Origin of the sequence: Halorubrum coriense DSM 10284 (assembly GCF_000337035.1) — an archaeon.
Taxonomy (GTDB): domain Archaea; phylum Halobacteriota; class Halobacteria; order Halobacteriales; family Haloferacaceae; genus Halorubrum; species Halorubrum coriense.
In genome coordinates this window covers 1-21,117 of the sequence record NZ_AOJL01000061.1, presented here as the reverse complement: position 1 = coordinate 21,117, position 21,117 = coordinate 1, and the positions used below count along the sequence as shown (strand labels likewise).

At 53.6% G+C, this 21,117-nt stretch carries 11 protein-coding genes and 4 pseudogenes; 4 read left to right on the top strand and 11 right to left on the bottom strand.

All coding sequences use genetic code 11. The annotated features are described in order from the left end of the window. The 4 genes and pseudogenes from C464_RS18645 to C464_RS15655 all read right to left on the bottom strand — a co-directional run bounded on the left by C464_RS18645 (nt 1) and on the right by C464_RS15655 (nt 5,456). Complete coding sequence (locus C464_RS18645) at nt 1–192, bottom strand: hypothetical protein (RefSeq protein WP_152420969.1); 192 nt, start codon at nt 190–192, stop codon at nt 1–3. 286 nt (nt 193–478) lie between these two features. Then, nucleotides 479–867: pseudogene (locus tag C464_RS15660) on the bottom strand (DUF955 domain-containing protein); the annotation flags it as partial. 190 nt (nt 868–1,057) lie between these two features. Next, nucleotides 1,058–1,693: a hypothetical protein gene (locus tag C464_RS17705; RefSeq protein ID WP_080510470.1), complete on the bottom strand. Its 636-nt coding sequence runs from the start codon at nt 1,691–1,693 to the stop codon at nt 1,058–1,060. Nucleotides 1,694–1,925: 232 nt separating this feature from the next. Beyond that, nucleotides 1,926–5,456: a UvrD-helicase domain-containing protein gene (locus tag C464_RS15655; RefSeq protein WP_049911260.1), complete on the bottom strand. Its 3,531-nt coding sequence runs from the start codon at nt 5,454–5,456 to the stop codon at nt 1,926–1,928. Nucleotides 5,457–5,740: 284 nt separating this feature from the next. Between C464_RS15655 and C464_RS15650 the strand changes: the two genes are divergently transcribed. After that, a complete protein-coding gene (locus C464_RS15650) occupies nt 5,741–7,954 on the top strand; it encodes a DEAD/DEAH box helicase (RefSeq protein WP_006114739.1) in 2,214 nt (737 codons plus the stop codon). A 489-nt stretch (nt 7,955–8,443) separates the two neighbouring features. Here the strand turns inward: C464_RS15650 and C464_RS17700 are convergent, their stop codons facing one another. Continuing rightward, nucleotides 8,444–9,382, bottom strand: a complete 939-nt coding sequence (locus C464_RS17700) for an ADP-ribosylglycohydrolase family protein (protein ID WP_006114738.1) — start codon at nt 9,380–9,382, stop codon at nt 8,444–8,446. Nucleotides 9,383–9,619: 237 nt separating this feature from the next. Here C464_RS17700 and C464_RS15645 point away from each other — a divergent pair, with 237 nt between their 5' ends. Together C464_RS15645 and C464_RS17695 are read left to right on the top strand one after the other, a co-directional pair. Continuing rightward, nucleotides 9,620–12,166 carry a RecQ family ATP-dependent DNA helicase gene (locus tag C464_RS15645; protein ID WP_161781682.1) on the top strand — a complete coding sequence of 849 codons (2,547 nt, stop codon included), beginning with the start codon at nt 9,620–9,622 and terminating at the stop codon, nt 12,164–12,166. A gap of 629 nt (nt 12,167–12,795) precedes the next feature. Continuing rightward, complete coding sequence (locus C464_RS17695; RefSeq protein WP_080510469.1) at nt 12,796–13,815, top strand: helix-hairpin-helix domain-containing protein; 1,020 nt, start codon at nt 12,796–12,798, stop codon at nt 13,813–13,815. Nucleotides 13,816–13,873: 58 nt separating this feature from the next. Here the strand turns inward: C464_RS17695 and C464_RS15635 are convergent. The 4 genes and pseudogenes from C464_RS15635 to C464_RS15625 form a co-directional block, all read right to left on the bottom strand. Then, nucleotides 13,874–15,278: pseudogene (locus C464_RS15635) on the bottom strand (RNA-guided endonuclease TnpB family protein). A gap of 228 nt (nt 15,279–15,506) precedes the next feature. Then, nucleotides 15,507–15,737, bottom strand: a pseudogene (locus tag C464_RS19710) (RNA-guided endonuclease InsQ/TnpB family protein); the annotation flags it as partial. A gap of 379 nt (nt 15,738–16,116) precedes the next feature. Further along, entirely contained in the window at nt 16,117–17,190 is a 1,074-nt protein-coding gene (locus tag C464_RS15630) for a sensor histidine kinase (protein WP_006114734.1), read from the bottom strand. A gap of 228 nt (nt 17,191–17,418) precedes the next feature. After that, on the bottom strand, nt 17,419–17,844 hold the full coding sequence (locus tag C464_RS15625; protein WP_006114733.1) for a hypothetical protein: 426 nt from the start codon (nt 17,842–17,844) through the stop codon (nt 17,419–17,421). Between the two features lie 249 nt (nt 17,845–18,093). On the opposite strand from C464_RS15625, the gene C464_RS15620 reads away from it, so the two are divergent. Then, entirely contained in the window at nt 18,094–20,139 is a 2,046-nt protein-coding gene (locus C464_RS15620; protein WP_080510468.1) for a cryptochrome/deoxyribodipyrimidine photo-lyase family protein, read from the top strand. A gap of 202 nt (nt 20,140–20,341) precedes the next feature. On the opposite strand, the pseudogene C464_RS19930 reads toward C464_RS15620, so the two are convergent. Both C464_RS19930 and C464_RS20085 read right to left on the bottom strand, forming a co-directional pair. Beyond that, nucleotides 20,342–20,609: pseudogene (locus tag C464_RS19930) on the bottom strand (zinc ribbon domain-containing protein); the annotation flags it as partial. Between the two features lie 75 nt (nt 20,610–20,684). After that, nucleotides 20,685–20,912 (bottom strand): DUF7837 family putative zinc-binding protein, encoded by a 228-nt coding sequence (locus C464_RS20085; protein WP_080510467.1) that lies wholly within the window; start codon nt 20,910–20,912, stop codon nt 20,685–20,687. Between the last annotated feature and the right edge of the window lie 205 nt (nt 20,913–21,117).

Below are 21,117 nucleotides of genomic sequence, written 5' to 3'. Positions count from 1 at the left end.
TCAGACACACCTCGGGAATCGATTGCTGGTGGCGTATGGGACCAGGAACTGCTGGAGGAGAACACCCACAGGTCCCATCGGCACGCGAATGTGAGACGTTATCCACCCGGCCTTCAGGTTTGATTCCAACCCACCGGTGACAACATCTCCTCCATGTTGATACTGTCTGAACTGATCATCGGTGAGTTGCACAATACCCAGGTTGTATTCTCCAGTAATATACGTTGGGATTGACCGACTCAGGCATTCGCCGGAGGCTTCATTGGTGACCGGAACTCGACGCGTCGTGTTTGTTCCTCAGAGTACCGTATTGGGGTCGTCTTTCGATCCATAATCTCTAATTTAACACAGTCACAACTATCTCTGACAACCACTAGAAGATCGCAACACCCCATTATCCTCTGAAAGTCCTTGTCTGTGACTGGAACAATTTCAATCATCAGATGGCCGAAAGCCCACAATCTGTTGGTTAACCGATTTAGCGAGCAGGCGGCTCTTCGAGCACGTCGCTGAGCTCCTCTGCTGTTCGGCTAATCTGTCCAAGGCGCTCGCGAATGACATCGGGATCGTCCGACTTCTACCCAGCGAGGTAGAACGCGGACCCGCTAGTGTCGAGCCCGCAGTAGCGCACGACGACGCACGCGACCGCCTCGGCCTCAACTTCGCATTTCGCCCGCTCGGTGTCGTCGTCGACATCGATTTGGAGCAGGTGTGCGTACTCGTGGACCAACGTCCGCGCAAGATCGGCATCGTTCTCCCAATCTCGCACCTCGACGAGCGGCTGGACATCGACGAGGCTCAGCTGCTCGCAGATGCCCTTCGCCTCACAGTGGTCCAGTCTTCGCCAAGGACGATTCGCACCGTCACGTGAGATTAGTTATCTGTTGTTCATATTAATGTAATGCCCGGCTCGGCTGAAATCCTTAGCAGTCGACATGTTCCATACCGATAACGGTCAATACAGAGAATTCATCGACCGACTGTTTCAGGTGAATTTGGCTCTGTTGAAATCGTTAGAAACTGACGATTTCTACCGGTTCCGATCAACACTGGTGATCTACCTATCCTGACGTTCTCTTTCTATTATCTGTTCCAACTCTTTCTGAGTCATGACTGCCGAGAACAGATCAGGATTTAACCGTTCGCCAAGCTGTCGATATGTGCGTTCGGACAACCAATAATACTGTAAGGTGTCGTCAAAGCGTGCCGCAATCGCCTCACCTTCGCTATCTAAGAAGTATGCGTGTGTCAGACCAGGAATATACAACGAAAGTACGGCTTCGACTACATCTGGGGTCGCAGCGCATCGCCCCTCAATCGTTCCATCATTGTACTCGCTCTCGACGTACGAGATTTCACTTTCTAGGAGCGTCTTGACGGCCTCTTCATTCCGATTCCGGAGAAATTCATCTATCCCTTGAACTCCGGCTGTGGCTACTTTCCGAGGATTTACGTCCAGAACTGCTTCCGTAATCGTTCGTGCGAGTTCGTGGTATCGGTCCGACGGAAGTCCGTCTTTATGAAGGATGTATTTCGTTTCGTCGTCCGGTCCGTCAACGGATTCGTGGAAACCGCCCGCCTTCTTGGTGGTCTCCATCCTGGCTTTGATAGCCTCCTCTAATTCGTCCATATCCACCTCTCCTAACACCTGAGCGAGTCGTTCACTTCCACTGGGCTTACTCCCGTTTGACATTATTAGATGCCTGCGTTCTTCACAGATAAGACAACTACCTTTGATCGATAGCGGGTCATCGCTCAGTACGCAGTTCTCATCGACCAGCTGTTTCAGGCGGGAATACATCTGAAGAAGAGGATTTCAACAGAGCCAGAATTTTACATTTGGAGGGCAAAATAATTAAAAATTTGCTTTCTAGCATATACGCGTACGAATGAGTTGCCGACCGATATGAGATTAGAGACTTTCGCTACGGTTGAGACGTGATGGTTGTTTCTTGATCGATCTGGAGTTGTGGTTGCCCGTCGTACTCGCCGACCCGCACGCCTTCTAACCGATACGCTGTCCCAGCGTCAAGGAGCGGTTGGTTTGTGGCGTCATCATCAATAGCGAAGTTGAGCGAGTGCTCGCCGTCGATTACGACCTCACCGACCTGACGAGTTTCCCAATATGGTTCGGCTTCCCGCTCGTCAGCGACTGTAACAGTGACCGTTGTGCGGTGAACAGTACAGTCAATACCACTCGAATTTAGGTCGGTGTGGTCTTGAATTTCGCCTAAGAAGGGAGACTGTTGTCCAGTTCGAGACTGAATATCAAGTCGCTTTTCGGCTCGGGTGAGCGCTACGTAGAATAAGCGCCGCTCTTCATCGAAGTGGGAACCGGTGTTCACTTCGACCAGCGCGGTAAGATTCCGGTCACCCCCTGTAGGAGGGAAGCCATCGTTCATCTCACAAGCTACATTCGCAATAACGACGTGTTCGGCTTCTTTCCCTTTTGATTGGTGAGCAGTGGTCACTTCAACGCCGGAGCTACCACCAACCTCGATGTCGCGTTTCTGGAGCTCTCTTGTTACATCGCGAATGAACGGTGAGCCCTCCTCGTTGCGGGCGAGAACCATGATATCCGAAGGCTCACGGTCTGGATTGGTGTGAAGTGATTTGGTCACGAGTTGGACCAGCTTGTTAATTGCGTTCCGCTTGTACTGAAAATCATTAGATCCCGGTACAAGATGAACTTGAGGCGTCGTTTCGAGTGACTTGTTTGCTTTGACGGTCTTAGCGGTCTTAGCGTCGTTATTCTGAATTAGGGTATTGCCAGCTTGAACAACACTTGGTGGGCACCGGTAGTTGGTTTCGAGTTCAGTCTTCGTGTCGTATGGGAAGTGCTGCTCAAAGTCAATGAAGTAGTCTGGGCGTGCTCCCTTGAACCCGTAGATGCTCTGCCAGTCGTCGCCGACCGCGAACAGTCTGGCGTCCTTATGTTGGTCAAGAAGAGCCTGAATGAACTCAACTTGGACGAGATTCAAGTCTTGGAACTCGTCAACCATGACGTGTTTAAACTCGGCCATGTCACCGGCTTCGTCGCTTTCGATCGCCGAGGTCGCCATCACGATCATGTCCACGAAGTCGTACGCGTTATACTTCTCGTACTGCTCGTTGTACGCTTCAAGGACTCGCGTCGCAGCGTGACTGAAATGGTACAGTTCGGGGTCCGCCTCCTCGTCAAGCGTCTCAAGATACTCTCGAGGGTCTCGCTGATTCGTTTTCGCTTTCTTGACAAACTCAGCGAAGTGGGACTCAACCTCCCGTTCTAGGATGTTATGTTCATAGACCGCATCCTGAAGTTCCGTCCCTTGGAGCGTCTCTTCCATCTCGATGCCGCGCGCTGACAACTGCTCAGCAAGATAGTGAGTAACCTGTTTCGGCGTGATCTCATCACCATCGATTACTATACACGTCCTTTCAGTATCTTCAAAGATGGCCGCAATCTCGGCAGCCGTTGGTTTTTGTTCGTACCAACGCTTGCGACGGCGAGTCGACGAGGATGGAATGTACTCGATACAGATATTCTGCCCAGGTAGTGTGAAGTCAGGGATGTACGCTTCGTTACCCGGATTCCCTGCCCACGCTGCGTACTGGCGATACCGATAGTCAAGTTGGTGCTTGAATAGCCAGTCGGCAATGCTGGTGTGGACCTCCTGTTCTTCGTCGAACTGCGACTCAACCTCTTCACCTCGGAGTGTCGTATCGGATTTATATCGTAGTGAATCGACAAAGTCTGCCCGAGTGTCGCGGTCGTCACTGAGATTCTCTTCGGCGTAGATATTGAGGAACGACTCAAAATGCGATCGGAATTCAGGGTTATCAGCCCGTAGTGTACGGATAAGCTGCCCTGCTTCGCGTAGCCGACTCTGGTCTTCAATCTGTACGAGAGTCGGGTCGACTTCATTGAGTGTCCTGTTTCCGAACGAGTGGAGGGTGGATGTTTCGACACCTGTAATATCGAACATGTCGTCCAATCGCTCTTCCATCTCGTCAGCTGCCTTCCGCGTGAACGTCAGGGTGAGAATATCGTCCTCAGAAATACCCTCTTCAACGAGATACTTGACTCGACAAGACAGCGAGAATGTCTTTCCGGTTCCGGCTCCAGCGATTACTTGATTGTGAACGTCATTTCGGTACACCGCAAGTTCCTGTTCTGAGTTGAGGGCGAGATCCTCTTCACCGAATCCACTGAACATGTCTTGGTACTGGCTCCGCTTACGATCCACGAACTGCTCGTTAACGTGGTCGACTTGGTCTTCCAATCCAACCACCCGCCTTTTGAGATTGTTTAGCCGTTGCCGATCGCTTTCTGCGAGCACGTCTACCGTAATTCCATCCTGAAATTCAGCAATGGATGTCTTGATATTCTCCACCGTCGAATTAATTGACTCTCTTTCAGGAGTCGTTATGTAGGAACCACGTGATGTTGGCTCTGCTACTTCGGACTCTACGTCCGAAACAGGCGTGTCCAGATGCCCAATCTGCGAGTCAAATACGTGTTTCGAGCGAATGAACTCGCGCTGATCTTGAAGCCGTGACCGAACAGAAGTGATGTTATCTAGCTGATCGCTGGTCAACTCATCTTTTGCGTCCGGCTGTCGGAACTCATCAAGGGCTCCGAGTATGGTGTCTACGCGTTCGAGAAGTTCTTCTCCCGAGGTGGGCAGCGAAGCACCTTGTGTTTGTGAGGCTGCTAGATTCTCGTTTGATTTTTTGTAAAGGCGTACCGCTCTGTCATACACTGTTTCATATCTTTTTGCGACGTACTTCGAGTTGTACACCTCAATCTGTTCGCGCAAAGACACAAGTTGCTCAGATAAATCCTCAACAACCTGAAGATCAGGCTCGGTAAGTGGTGTCTCAGGTGAGTCTGGTTCGACAGCCACCAGTGATTGATTAGCGCGATCAATCCGCTTCAACATGGCGTCTTTGTCATCAGCCGGCAATAGAGCATCCGAATCGTAGACTGCTTCGACGTCAGTTTCAATGTCGGCCAAAATCTCCTGAACTTCAGCGGTCCCGTCATCGAACTGTTCTTTCGATTGGAGGTACTCAACCCGTTTCTCCAGAGTGTCCTGTAACTGACGTAATGTAGACTGCTCAGCAGTTGTAAGATATTGTGTGTAATCCTCCAGCAGTCCACTCACTTGTACACGGGTATCTCGGATGTCTGGTACCTGCTGTCGTACTTCTGAAGGGAGTGGTTCGCCCCGATGTCGACATGAACGAATATCCTTGTCAAGATCCGACAGCAAAGTGCGAACTTCTGTTTTTTGCTCTTCGAACCGCTGTTCGGCTTGCGTTCTCCGCTCATCTGCTTGTTCTATCTCGGTAACAAGGTCTCCGTAAATCGTGGTTTTGAGCGCGCCTGGAAGCAACGAAAATAATGTGCTATTCTGCTTCGATTCGAGTGTGCGCTGGTATTCGTCCCAAGAAGATGCGTGCTCAAGTTCCATAGTTAACCGAGGATTTTCAATCTGTTTAGCCGGTACAGTACTGGTGTAGATCACGCATAGTATATTTTTTGAAAGGAGCGAAGTAGTAGGATCCTCACCTAAGATAAACGCTAAATGTATCCTCGAATTATTGTTTACAAATTCCGATATATTAGATTCCAATTGAGCAATTGGAGGGTGAAATCAGTGTGTACCTAGTTAGGGCTAGAAATTCCAATCAAAAGTAGCGGAACGCCATCCTGGAGTTCGTCAGATATATCAAATGTCGTATAATGTTGGCACACATGGAATACCTGTCTGCCTCTTCGGTCTCTGAGTCCGATCCTGGCGGCGAAGCAGAACTCAAATTCTGGAATCGGCTCAAACGAGCGTTTGATAAGGATGAGAATGGAGTCCTCTACCATCAATATCCCATCATTCAGAAGGGTGGGAATCGGTTCGATCGTAAGCCGGATTTCGTACTGCTACATGAGAATATGGGGCTGGTTATTCTAGAATGTAAAGGATTCACGATAGACCAGATAGATCGAATTGAAGGAGATACGTGGATTCTGGATGGAGTAACTCAAAAAACTGCGAGCCCACTTGAGCAGGCACGAGATCAAGGATACCATCTCCAGTCATATTTTCAGCGGGAGTCACAACTCCGGTCAGCCGGACAGTGCGTTGTCTCGATGACGCCAATTGTCGCTCTTCCAAACATTGACCGGTCCGAATGGGAAGAGCGGGGATTCACCGGGCCAGCTGCCCCAAGAGTAATTACCGGTGATGAGTTGGGTGCCCAAACCCTCCGCGGACGGCTTGATCAACTCCCAAACTTCGATCCGTTGAGCGAAGACCAGTACGATGCTGCTCGGGCTGTCCTCAGCTGTGGCCAGCCGATTAGCGGTTCACACGGATCTCCACCTGATGACCCCACTACACGGGGAGAGCATTACGACGTGGTGACCACTGGGATCCGCGAATTGGATATGCGACAGCAAGAGATCGGCCTCCGGATTCCGCCTGGCCCACAACAGATTCGAGGCATCGCTGGATCAGGAAAAACGGTACTTGTCGCAATGAAAGCAGCGCGGATGCTCAGTGACCCAGATGAGTGGGCACCTGATGTAGAAACTCCCCGGATTGCGCTGACTTTCAACACAAAGAGTCTCTACGACCACATTACGTCTCTCACAGAGCGGTATTATGAGCAGTTTAGTGGCGAACAGCTTGCGGAGGCTGACGCAGAGATCGATATCATCCACGGCTGGGGTGGTGTCCAAACTGGAGATGGAGTCTACTATCGCGTCGTCAATAATGTTGAGGGCGTTGATTATCGAACCTATCCAGATGCAAAGTCGGCGTTTCCAGAGGTTGAAGATAAACTTGAGGCAGTCTCACAGGAAGTTCTCGACGCACCGAAAGAACATCTTCCGAATCTCTGGGATGCGATTCTGGTTGATGAAGCTCAAGACTTCGGTCCCAAGTTCCTCAACATGTGTCTAGAGTCGCTCACAGACGATAATCGGCTTATTTGGGCTTACGATGAGGCACAAGACCTCGGAAGTTTGGAGGCACCAAGTCCAAAGAATCTGTTCGGAAGCAACGATGACGGTAACGTTCTGTTAGATCTGAGTGGGACATATAAGAACGGTCCACAGAAGACCTACATTATGCGGAAGGCCTACCGCTCCCCTCGCCCTCTCCTTATGAGTGCTCACGCACTGGGGATGGGACTCAAGCGGGACGATGGCCCGGTCCAGATGATCACGCGGCAAGATGGCTGGGAAAACCTTGGCTACGACATTGACGGGGACTTCCGTAAAACCGGAAGTGAAGCGATACTAACGAGACCACCGGAGAACTCCCCACATCCGCTCCAAGACAACTACCCGCCTGAGAAGCATCTCACACACCAATCGTTCGCCTCCAAAGCAGATGAAATCGAATGGGTCGCTGAGCAGATCCGTAAGGACATCTTCGAGAAAGGATTAGATCCCGAAGATCTACTCGTAATCCCACTAAGCGGTCAGCGGAGATGCGGAAAAAGTAATCGGGAGTTCGTTGAATCAGAACTGGCGCATTCACTCAATGCGTTTGATATCGAATTGAACGCCGTGTGGCCAGATAGGAACTCATCAACAGCTAATGATGATAAAGAGTTTGAGCGGCCTGGAGAGGTGACGTTGTCCGGAATCAACCGAGCAAAAGGGAATGAAGCAGCTTCGATATACGTCATGGGTGCTGATTCAACCATGGAGGAAACGTGGCGTGGATCCGAGTTACACCGGCGGAATGAGCTCTTCGTAGCCTTGACGCGGTCACGTGCATGGTGTACCGTGACCGGCACGACTCCTGAATCAGCGTTCCACAGTGAGGTCGAAGCAGTACTAGAAGAAGTACAGGACGAACAGCCGACGATCTCGTTCAACGTCCCTGATACCAGAGACTTAGATCATGAGCTTGAGGAGGATACGGCCGACTTAGTGGACACCGGATTAGACGATTTTCTCTAGTTTCAGTCCTGTTTCTTATTGATTTGGCCCCGAGTCTCTGGTCTGTATCGATTGTGTCGTAGTGGCACTCTCCTCACCGTTTGCGGCGAAGAAGGCGTCACAATTCTGTTTCTTCGGCTCTGTTGAAATCCTCTTCTTCAGATAGGTTCTTCCTGAAACAACTGATCGCTGAAGAGTGCGAACTGAGCAGTCTGACTCAAGACCGAACCGACCAGACGATTAAGCCCAGAACGGCGAACGTGACAGTCGTTAGCCACACAGCGAGCGTCTCTGAGGAAACGATATGAACTGTGAATAAAACCCGAATAGGTATCCAAACGGGGCAGTAGCAATAATGATTGAAACTGCGTTTAGCAACGAGACCTCCGAGTTTCCCACGGCAGAAAGAGTTTCATTAACGGTCATAATGAAAATAGATACAGAATAATGATAAATATGTCTGTATTCTGTCCGTCAGTCACTCCTTTGCCTGTATTGACCACATCCAGGTCAGAATGTGTCATTTCCTGAGGAATTCAACAGAGCCGTTTCTTCTAGTTTCACTGCTAGTGATTCAAGCTCGTTTACTTCATCAATGCCTGAAAGCCACCGGTCAGGGAGCTGAGATGCCCCAAACCGGGCTCCTGCGATGGCTCCTGTAATCGCCCCAATCGTGTCAGTATCTCCTCCTCGGTTAACCGCGGTGATGATTGCTTCTTCAGCGTCTGTAGCCTCCAATCCGTCGTGGAGTGCTGTCTGGAGTGAATGGATAACGTAGCCTGATGTCTCTAGTCGGCCGGGCGTTTCATTACCTGTCAGCGCATCAAGCGCGGTAATCAATTCGTCAGGGGCATCTGCGTCGACGTAACGGAGCGCATCTCGAAGCGGCGTGTCCGTGTCTACAAGGAGACCGGCAAGTGTGAGATTCAATACGGCACACCCGTAGGTACACCGTGGATCTGCGTGCGTGATGTATGAGGATTGTCGACTCACCCTGACCAGTTGCTCCCAGTTAGTTGCGTATGGTATTGCGAGCGGTGAACACCGCATCACACTCCCGTTGCCTGCGTTTTGGCCCTCTGGGCTATCCTCCCAGACGTGTTGGCCGGCTTCGCTCCAGTCGTCACCATGTTTGAGCCGACTCAGCGATTTTAGAGTCATTCGGCCGATGTCGAATGGGTTAGTATCGTACCAATCAACGAACCGAGACGCGATATCTGCTGGGTCGAATGTTCGCTGTTCGACAAGGCTGCGGGCAATACAGAGAGCCTGTTCGGTATCATCCGTGACCGTTCCTGCCGGTTGATTCCATGTGCCGTGGCCGACCATCTCGTCAAGTTGGCCGTGGTCAGACGCAATTGTGGCTCCCGACGAGAACTCAACTGGTCGACCAAGCGCATCCCCGCAGGCCAACCCGAAGAGGATTCCACGGGCTCGGTCTGAATCCATGTGTAACTCAACAACGAGTCTTCTAGAAAAACGTAGGTGGTAGGATCTGTTCAGCCGGACACCAGTTCGATAAGCGAAATATTTCGTGGTCTATTGGATGCTCGATCTTTGCTTTTGGGCGAGAATGATAAGTCATGAGACATATACTTGCTAGTAGAGATACCAATGGCAAAGTCGTTCTCGTGCCCCGTTTCTAGTTGTGAATACGAAGATACGCTGAGTCAAGTAATCCGCCACATGACCAATGAAACTGATTCTGCTCATTCGTGGTCGGCTGTCGGGTATCAGAACTCCTCCGAGTTCCGTACAGCGATGCTTGATCACACTTCTGAGACAGCAGAAGCTGACAACTTGACAGAACAAGGAGTAGATGTGACAGACCTTGCTGGCGTCGGTCCCACGCTTGCTGGGAAACTCTCTGATGCTGGCTATGAGCACGTAAACGATATTGTATCAGCGTCGCTGCCCACTCTGATTGGCTCGACACAACTTAGAGAACGAACCTGTCGACGTGTCTGGGCAGTCGCCAATGAAGCATCCGAGACCAATGGAACACTACTGGCGAACCTTGTAGATGGTCTGGATGTCCCCCGTAGCGAGGTTGCTACAGCGTATGGTAACCTCGCACCTGCCGGAGTGTTGTCAAAGGAAGCTGTCGGATCACTCATTGAGTGGTTCGAGCCAGCACGACTAGCTGAAGCTCTTCAAGACGGCGGCTACTCAATCAAATACTATCATATGCTGAGTGTGGAGGGATTTGAAACACCAGCTGACGTCACCGCTGCGTCTGTTGAGTCACTCACTGAAGCCCAGTACGTTGGCGACAGCATGGCAGTGTCTCTTGGTGAAGCTGTTGATGACTGGACCGAATCAAGTGACACGTCGACACAGGGCCAGACGGTTGCTGTTGGTGACCCTAGCGAGACACAGTCTACGCCTGAATCTGACGGTAAGACCACAGGGGATCCAACACAGTCCGAAGACCCCACCATCCAGTCCAAACCGAACCCTGACACACCAGTAGCTGAGTCGACTGCCCACCCAGATGGAGAGGGTGTTGCTGATCACGCCAACTCAGGCGATACAGGACGGGTACCGAAAGCCCGAGCACAGAAACTACTGGAACGAAGCATCGGTGCCGATGCGGAGTTTCGTCCACAACAGTGGGAGGCGATTGATCGACTTGTCAATGACAACGATCGGTTGTTACTAGTCCAGCGGACTGGGTGGGGTAAAAGTACGGTCTACTTCACTGCCACCAAACTCCGCCGAGCACAGGGGGCTGGCCCGACACTCATCATCAGCCCATTGTTGTCATTGATGCACAACCAAGTCCAAGACGCAGAAGATCAGCTTGGGCTCTCCGCGTGGACTATTAACTCCAACAACACCGATGAATGGGACGAGGCAAAGACCGCCATCGTCGAAGGTGACTGTGACGTCCTCCTCATCTCGCCAGAGCGACTCGCAAATTCACAGTTCCAACAGGAAGTTCTCTTAGAGATGAACGAGGAGTTTGGACTGCTTGTCGTTGACGAGGCTCACTGTATCTCAGACTGGGGCCATGATTTCCGGCCTGACTACCGTCGGATTCGCCGTATCCTCAATGAGTTACCGGGACATATTCCGGTGGCAGCAACGACGGCCACTGCAAACGATCGCGTCGTTGACGACATCACAACACAGGTGCCAGATCTTGATGCGATCCGCGGAGAGTTGGTTCGAGATTCACTCCGAATTCAAACCATTGAGATGGACTCAAAGGCTGAGCGGCTTGCTTGGCTTGCTGAGAATGTTGCTTCCTTCGATGGTTCTGGGATCATTTACTGCCTGACGACTGATGAAGTCGACCTTGTCGCTGAGTGGCTCCAACAGTTTGGTCACGGCGTCGAGCCATATTATGGCCGTCTTGACGGAGATCGCCGTCGGGAGCTTGAATCCCAGTTGATGGAGAATGAGGTTGACGGGCTCGTCGCCACAAACGCACTCGAGATGGGGTTCAACAAACCCGATTTAGGCTGGGTGATCCACTTCCAACGGCCGCCGAACCTCATCCGATACTATCAGGAGATTGGGCGAGCTGGGCGTGCGCTCGATGACGCGAAGGCAGTTATGCTGAGTGGCGAAAGCGATGACGAGGTGGCTGAGTACTTTATTGAACAAGCCTTCCCCGAACCAGAAGCCTTCCAAGAAGTGCTTGAGATACTCGAAGCCAGCAACACCCAACTCCATAAATACGAACTTCTTAAACACGTCAACATTGGGTGGGGCGCTGCGGATACTTGTCTCAACATCCTGCGGGTTGAGAATGCGATCTACAAAGGAGAAAACGGGTATGAGCGGACCACCAAAGACTGGCCTTACGATCACGATCGTATTGAGTCAGTTACACAGCACCGGTGGGAAGAATTAGAGCGAATCCAAGAGTTTGCAGCGACTGATACGTGTCTCACTCGGTTCATCGATAATGAGTTAGACGGATCACTTGAGAGGGACTGCGGACAGCGTGCCAATTGTGTTGGTGGGTTTGTTCCATCGACTATCGAAAAGGGTGAACTGGTCGATGTAGCGGTTGATCATTATAAGGGCGCATCAACTGGTGAGATATCGTCGCGATACTACCTGCCAAAGCAAGATGGCGGGCGCTCTGTGATCGATGATGACCGGAACATGGAACATGGCCTTGTGCTGGCGACACTAGATGACCCTGGTTGGGGAACACGTGTAAGAGAACAACGAGGTACTGGCCAGTATCACGCCGATCTCATCTCAGCTGCTGTATAACTGTATGGTGAGTGGAGTCCGTCACCCGCGCCGGCGTGGGTAACCTCAGTTCCTATTTGGGATAAAACCGGTCAGATCGCAGATCTTGCCCAGCAGATAGCAGCGAACTTGGATCTACCCTACATCGAGGCATTGGAGCAAACCAAGTCGGTACAACCTCGAAAAGAGTTGGCCAACTCGTATCAGAAGCGGTGGAACGTTGAGGGTACTATGACCGCTGCTGGTAGTGTTCGGGCAGGTCCAGTGTTAGTTGTTAACGACATTGTCGACTCACGCTGGACATTTACTGGAGCGGCGTTTATGCTCCGTGACGCCGGCAGTGGGCCAGTATACCCATTTGCCTTAGCAGAAATTTGAGAACCGGTTCAACTCTGGGAAGCGTTTACTCGGAGAAGAGGTGTATTAGCGTCCATACTGAAGAATTCGATCCCCTAGCCAAGTAACAGATACCGCACGGATTAGGCTGCTACCTTCCCGAATATCTCAATAAGCTCTTCATTGTCAGAATTTGGTGACGATCTATCAGTTGTCATATGGCATTGGGTCCTTTAGTTATCTAGCTACTACACAGAACATGTCTGCTTTTCTTCTAGTCGAATCCTTATCATGTGTGAGGAAAACGGAGTAACATGCGCCAACCGACGAGGCTGATTCGCGATTCGGTCGATCGATTAAAACTGGAGATCTCTCTCCCCGGTGGGCGGTACCAATTGTCACTAGATGATAGGGCCGTTGTCGTGCTTACGGACAAGTTGGGGCTCACTGAACGAGACACCGTTCCTGAGCCATTCGTTCCGTTCTTCGTAGCCATGGGGGACGCGTGGTTTCCGAACCAACGCGACGTGGATGCTGTTATTGGTGATCTCCCATCCAGCGGGATGCTCAGTTCTCGCGAGCGATCGGCACTAGTCTCGTACGTTACCGAGTCCAACATCGCTGAACGAAACGGTAAACGCGTCCAATCCGCTCTGGAAAATTCCCCGATCGCTGATGACGTCTCTTCGGATGACCTCCAAATCGTCGATCTTCCCTCTCTTCCGGATTCACTGAAACCTAGTGAAAATACGAGCCCGGTTCCCCAAGCTTCGAATCCGGAGGGAAAGGTCACAGAGTCAGAAAAACCGGAGCGGTCTAAAGCAGAAATTCTCTCTGAACTAGAGCGCATTCAAGGTATTGGACCACAGAGGGCGGGCAAATTCGCGGAGGCGGGCGTGGCGTCTCTCGAAGAGCTGGCGGACTCTCGACCTGGGTATCTTTCCGATATTAACGGAATCTCCGAAGGAATTACTGGTGTGGCTATCGAGGGAGCTCGTGAACTCGTTGGGAGAGCGAAACCTGCCGCTGAGCGGCTTCGTGACCAGACTGGAGTTTCAGAATCAGTATTTGACCCTGCTCTCTCGTCACTTGCGGCTTCAGGTGTCCCAGCCTCCGAAGCGCTCCCAAAGCTCCGAGTACTGTACGGGCCAAGTGTCGCTGATATCGATGTTGTTACCGGGCAACAGGCGTACTTTCTTGCTGAGTCTGGGTATCAAACCCCGTATGATATTACACAAGCGTCTCAGGAAGAGTTGACCGACGTATATCAGATCGGATCAAAGACGGCAGAAAATATCCAGTCCGCTGCCCGCTCCATGATTAACGAGCAGTGACATCCTCCTCGTCATAAACGGCGAGGCTTCCCGTGCCGCAGGTGGGATATTTGCTGGTCTACGACACGACTTGTTCTCTCGTGTGAAATCTCCCGCTCTCGCGGTCGAACAGGTGTGTCGATGGCTGTGCCACACAGCCGGTACTCCTATCCTCGCCGTGAGGACTCGGAGTTATCTTCTGACGCATATTCTCCGCCCCGTTACAATCCGCGTTGGCTACCAACTCGCACGACGAGCAGACGTACAGGCCACGCTCGACACGGTTCGATTTCGCGTCGTCTCCACACCGTGAACACGTTCTCGAGGTGTCCCACTCNGACGAGCAGACGTACAGGCCACGCTCGACACGGTTCGATTTCGCGTCGTCTCCACACCGTGAACACGTTCTCGAGGTGTCCCACTCGTTCTCTTTCAGCACCGCAACACCGCGCATCTCGCCTTTGTATTCGAGGTACTGGGAGATGCGGTCGAACGCCCACGAGTGTAGTTTCTTGTTCCCGGTCTTGCCCCAGTCTGACTCTCGGACGTCTTCGGGCCAACTCACCGCGAGCGTGCCAACACCGCGTTTGACACACTCTGTAATGATGGCGTCGGTCAGGACGTGGTAGTAGTGTGTCTCACGATCAGAGAGTTTCCGACGCGCCCACATCGACTTCTCTGACGGGCCGTTCTCCCCCTCGGTGTCGTACTCGGCTCTGGTGAAGTAGTGTTTGTCTTCTTTGAGCGAGTTGCCGGGGTACAACACGTATTCGTCCGGGAACGCGACCGTGGCGATATTTGTAATTCCGAGGNGGTGGGTCGGCAGATTCGATCCCGACCTTACAGACGAAGTGAAGTTCCCATTCGTCACCGTTCCAGACGGCACGAACGTTCTGTACGCTGTTGACCTCCGAGAGGTCAACGTCTGGCCGAGTCTGGTACTCGCAAAGCAGGAAGTCCGAGAAGTGTTCTTTCAGATTCGAGCCTTTCGAGAGTCGGACGCGGTTGTTCTGGGGGTCGTGTTTGAACCCGTCTTCTTTGAACGTGACCGTACTGCGTGGTCGGGTGTCACCGTGTTTGCGGTAGCCGGGCGGATTCGCCTCACTGGAGTTGTACCGTAAGTCGAACCACGACTGGAAAGCGTCAGAAAGTTCTTCAATAACTTTCTGACTGGATTGTGCGTTCAAGTCTTTCCAGCACGACCGGGTTTTCATATACGATTTCAGCACACTACCGTTCGGGATCTCACCGGTTGCGTCCCAGATCCGGTCGGTTGTCCATCGTGCGACGTTCCAGATTTTCGANTACGATTTCAGCACACTACCGTTCGGGATCTCACCGGTTGCGTCCCAGATCCGGTCGGTTGTCCATCGTGCGACGTTCCAGATTTTCGAGGCGGAGTCTCCGAGCGAATCAAGACCATCACAGACCTGTTGGTGGTTCTGGATGGAACCAACGTAGGTACGTGTGGCCTTAATCGCCATACATAGACTATGTAGACAAACTAAGTTAATGGTGTGGATGTGCGTGGAATATCCAACCTACCGTCCGTGAGGGATTGGGTCAACGTTGTCGGATTCACTCCCGGCGTAAACGCCGGGATTCTCTCCTCGTAGAAAGATAGNATATCCAACCTACCGTCCGTGAGGGATTGGGTCAACGTTGTCGGATTCACTCCCGGCGTAAACGCCGGGATTCTCTCCTCGTAGAAAGATAGCTTGTGCGGCTTGGTGGGTGGCGAGAATCGCGTGCTGACTCCCGAGGTCGGTGTGTTCGCGCACGTCGTCGTAGGCGAGGGGTTGTACGTCGCTCTTGGTGTTACACTTGCCCCACGCCATGTCGGTGGCGATTTGGCAACCACGCTTCCACTCGGAGATGGTGTCTTCGAGGAGGCCGCGTTGCTCATCCGTTACCTCAAGACGAGTGATTGCCGTCCGACGCACGTAGTCATCTGCCGCGTATTCAACGCGATCGGTGGGCTATTTATATGCTGGTGTTTGCGACCAATACGAACGCGCTCCTCCCCTCCCTACTCGCTCCCTTCGCTACGCTTCGGTCGCTCCTTGAGGAAGGGGACTTCGCGCTACCGCTCCCTGTTGAAGCGGTTCAACGAGCGGCGCAAAGACGACACTCAAAATTGACGACGAAAACCATCCCGAGCAGGCCCCCGTACAGACGGCGAGTCATTACGCAGTCTACCAAATTCAGGGATGTAGTCTATTGCGATCACGGTGGGAACGACGTTGATTAACAGATTGGAGACAGCGGTTGATGTTGACGCTGCCAAGGCGCTGTCTCACCAGCCAGACCTCATCAAGTGGGTCACGACGAGCCGTCCATCCATTTGTCTGGGAACTCAACGCCAGTGAACTCGAAGCGAGCGCCATCCTCGGCGCTTTCCGCAACCTCAATCGCCCAGCCGTGAGCAGTAGCAATCTGCTTGATGATTGTGAGCCCAAGGCCCGCACCCGTACCGCCGGTGGTGACGCCATCTTCAAACACCTGCCCGCGAAGGTCGTCTGGAATACCAACGCCGGTGTCTTCGACGTAGAAGCCGTTCGAGAGCGCTCCAACCCGGACCGTCACGTCGTCGCCACCGTGCTCAATCGAGTTGCGGAATAGGTTCTCCAAAACCTGTTGGAAGCGACTCTCGTCGGCAGAAATCTCCAACTCTGTTTCGACGTCTAGCGATGCGTCCTTCGTTTCGACACTGTCCCACGCCGACTGGCTCACCGCGTCGAGAGTCACCGCCGAAACCTCGTCAATCTGGTCGCCGGCTTTCGTTAACGACACGAGATCGGTGATGAGCGCAGTCATCCGTTCGAGCGCAGCGTCCGCCGTTTCAAGATGCTCGCTGTCGGAATCCGCACGGGCAAGCTCAATTCGTCCCTTCGCGACGTTCACTGGGTTTCGGAGGTCATGACTGGCCACATCGACGAACTGATCCAGCTGTTCGTTCTTCATCGCAAGGCGATTGTTTGCCTGCTCAAGTTCAGCAACGGTCTCTGCCAGCTGTTCGTTTGTCTGGTTAATCCGAGTTGCGTACACGCCGATGACTGTGCCGAGTGCGGCACCGACAGTTAACGAGCCGGCGATCGAGAGTGAAATCGACGTATTTGCTCGCGATGCCATCTCCCCAAACCAAAATCCAAGAATCACAAACGCCAGCAACCCTGTAACAGTCCACTTCAGCACCGTCCGGTGTTTCGCCGCGACAACACTGTCTGCGCAGGACCACCCATAGGCAACTAAACCGATCCCGATGACTGCCGGAACCGACGCTTGAAGAGCGAGTACTTCTAGATCAACGGCTGCGAGTACACTCATGACCGCGGTTGTGATGAGGATCAACACTCCCACGATAGTAACAGGGTTCACCTGCGTGTCGGGAGCCATCGTGTGACTAAATATCAGTATCTATTATATAAACCGTTTCGATAGCTTCGAGCACTTGTTCGTTCGCCAAACTGCTCTTGACGCCGCTTTTCAAGTCCCAAGCGTCGCTCCTAGGGAGTCTGTAATTAGAGACGGTGGAGAAGAATCCGCGATAATATCAGTGTAGAGTTATTTCTGTATTGGTCCCGGTGGTCGATTCAATGTACCAGCGGACCGGCGGCCGTCAATTCACTCACCGGCTTTCGAGACCGTCTCATAGGCTTCCTCAATCGCGTCGTATCGATACACTCTATATTTCGGTCCGGCACCGGTCTGTTTGCTCGACTGGATCACCACGGCCGATCGGCCCTGGACCTCCTCGCGGACGACTCGTTCGACCACTGGAAGGCCACGAATGGCAGCATAGTGGACACTGTCAGCGTCGAAGCGGTCGATCTCGACAAGGAGCTCCGAAGAGAAGTGATCCGGGAGCGCGTCTTCGTCTGTCGCACGGATTGTGCCGTCCGACGTCGCTGGTGCGCCCGCGATAGCTTGGACGCCACCGATATCCGGTGCGAGTCCGTACTCAAGAAACGCTGCTTCGGCTCCCTCGACGACATCGAGCAGCGCATTCCGGTCGGGCGAGACCAGACTGAGATGGGTTGTGAGCGACATAGATAGCTCACTCCCTCACCGTCTCGTGCCGGATGCCGCAGGCTGTGCGCCGCACTCCGACAGCGCGTGTCAGATCACCGCTCATGACAATATGATCGGGGCTACGTGGATACTCGTTACGACCAGCGAATCGATTGGTTTGGCTCCGATCAGAGGTCCGGTAGGTCGAGAACCGAGCCGGTACTCAGTGCGGTCGCTCCCACGGCTGACGACGGATTGAAACGCGGCTCGGCCGTATTCAGGATACGAATGCCGGACGAGTCCGCTGGCGAGCCGGGACAGTCGGCTTCAGCTGCCAGCACTGTGGGCACACAACTGTCGACTCCAGAGACAGCGGACATCCCGACGCCAGAGGCGGTCAGCGACGCGACGAATCCAACAGGGACCGTCATTTGGCATCGCAAACATCTCCGCGTGGAGGACCAGGAAGCGGTGTCACGGGCAATCGCAGACAGCGACGCCATTTGTCCGTTGTTCGTGTTCGATCCGAGCTTCTACGCAGACAGTGGATTGGCGTGTGATGCTCGGATTCAGTTCCTTGAGGAAGCGGTCGCGAGCCTCGACCGGCTATACGCGGCGACACCCGCGCCAGCGACGCACGTGTCAGCAACCTCCGGTGGACATGAGCTCGAAGCAACAACGGAGTCGGCGATGCCCGCATCCGATCCGGGTGGGACGCCGCCGGACACACTACAGTGTGCGGATCCTCCCGGCTTGACGATCGGGTACGGCGACCCGGTCGACCTCCTAGCTCGGTTTGTCGATCAAGGGTGGAACGTTGTGACGATGGCGACGCCAACGAGCCGCTACGGGCAGCGCCGCGATGAACGCGCACGGGAGGCGTGTGGTGATGCGATGACGTTCGTCTCGGGTGACGGGCTCGTTCGCGACGCGGAGTGGCCGCGATCAGACTGGCAACCCCAGATCACGGACTGGCTCGCGGCCTCCCAACACGCGCCGGGGTGGGACGACCACGACACGGTCCGTGTCGCGATCCAGACCAGTGTCACGCCTGCGTTAGTCGACCGCCGGTTCGATATCATGCCCACGAAGACGAAGGTTCCGGTGGGCACGCACCGTGCGGCGACGACCACCCTGCGCGAATTCGCAGACCGAATCCGCTCGTACCCAGGCAACATCTCGGCACCCCAAGACGCCCGCGACGGGACGAGTGGCCTTTCTCCATACCTGAACTTTGGCCTGCTTTCGGTCCGACAGGCCCACCAGTATGTCGACGAGAACGCGCCGTCGTGCCGAGGCGCAGAGATGTTCGAGAGTCGGCTCGTCTGGAATCTCCACTATAATCAGAAGCTCGTCGATTGGCCCGGCTGGACAGAGAAAGCGGTCAATCCGGTGTTCGAAGGCCAAAACGAGGACCGCCACGATGACTCGCTCATAACGGCATGGAAACAAGGCCGGACGGGGTTCCCGATGGTGGACGCGTCAATGCGATGTCTCCGCAAGACCGGGTGGCTGAACTTCCGCATGCGGGCCATGTGCGCCTCGTTTTTCACCCATATCCTCCACCAACCGTGGTGGATCGGCGCTGACTGGTATCACCACCACCTGATCGATAGCGACGTCGGGATCAACTATACGCAGTGGCAGAGCCAAGCGGGCCTCATCGGAAAGCCGTCACAGCGCGTGTACAATCCCCGGAAGCAGGTCCGTGATCAAGATCCTGACGGCGAGTGGATTGCGGAGTGGATCCCCGAGCTTGCTGCCCTGCCTAGTGAGTTTCTTGACCGGCCGGAGAAGGCTCCGCTGGCGGTCCAAGACGAGTGCGGCGTCCAGATTGGAGAAACGTACCCGCGCCCGGTCGTTGACTTCGAAGCACGGCGCGAACAGTTCTGGTCACGCTACGAGCGTCAACGGCCAGTAGCAGCCCGCGAGCTTCGGCGTCAAAAAATCGCGAAACGAGCGTCTTTCTCTGGAGGATACAATGCTGCCCGAGCGATCGCGGCTAAACACGGAGACAGCGAGGATGACGCCACCAAGGGTACTCAGGTCGCACTCGACGAGCTCAGCGGCGGAGAGGCTGCGAACGCGGACCCACCGCCGTCCGAGTCATCAACGACGGACACGCGCGATCCTCGCGACACATCAGCCGACTTGGATAGGTCACCCGGACAAACACCCATTCCGTCCGGCACGGGAGAGACAGCTGGCGAGCCGTCGCCTGACGACCGTACAGCGGTGGAAGGCCAGCAACAACCCGACAGCGGGGACGACGACACCAGCGCAGAAGCGGACGCTGAACCCACTGGACAGACACGGTTTGGTGACTTTGAGTAGGTCACCCGATTAAGATTTCCTCACGCTCGTGAGTACGATTGTGAGTGCCATCATTACAGAACTGCCGACGAGTATCCACCATCGTATTAGCACGGCGGTAGTTGCGTCTGGAAACTGGTCCATGAGGGGGACGAAAATACGCAGATCGGTCCCGACTATCAAGAGGATACCCACGACAGTCAACTACCTCACCCTACTTCGCTCACCCTGACGGGTTCGCTCGTGGAGTGGGGCTTGTCCATGAACTTGGCCTCAAACCCTTCCAGGTGGGCGGTGAATCCGCCGCTCGGCGTCACAGTTCCAGACTTCAGGGCAAGCTGACTGTTGCCCGTCCGCCGAGACGACTGTTGGCCTCGACAGACATACCGCATCCCGATGTTCTTCGCCGCATTGTAGTCCGCGTTCACTTCTGGCTCACACTTTACTTTTCGCAGTTGGTGATTGACCGAATCCGGGCGCGGTCGCCGGTTGCGCCGGAGACAGGAGACCGGATCACTCGGCGTTAATTCAGCTTTGCGCCTAAGCCACACATCTTAGACGTATATCTAAGACGCGCAGCTAAGATATTCTGGCGTTTGAATCAGAATACCCCTGCGTACGGCAGTAAAGGTGGCACCTGCGTACTGTGGTTTCACCGCTTCATCACAATTTGGACACTCTGCGAAGACGCCCGTATCTCCGTCCACCTGCTCGTATTCGATGAGTTTCCACGCCGCAGATATGTCGCGGCCACAGCTCGGACAGTGTCCAAGTGATGTCGGGCCGTCAGTCATTAGGGGGGAAGGGGAGCGTGTGACTCTCCTTCCGTCTAATAGTTCAGCTTCAAACGGTGTAAACATTCTGCGGAGATGTATGGTTGACACACAAATACCGAGAGACGTAGCCATCGGGTTTTTACCACAGTTAGCTAACAAGCTGTGTTATAATATATATTAAAACTGGATAGCACGCTCACAAATCCTGTCGATGGAAGGCTAC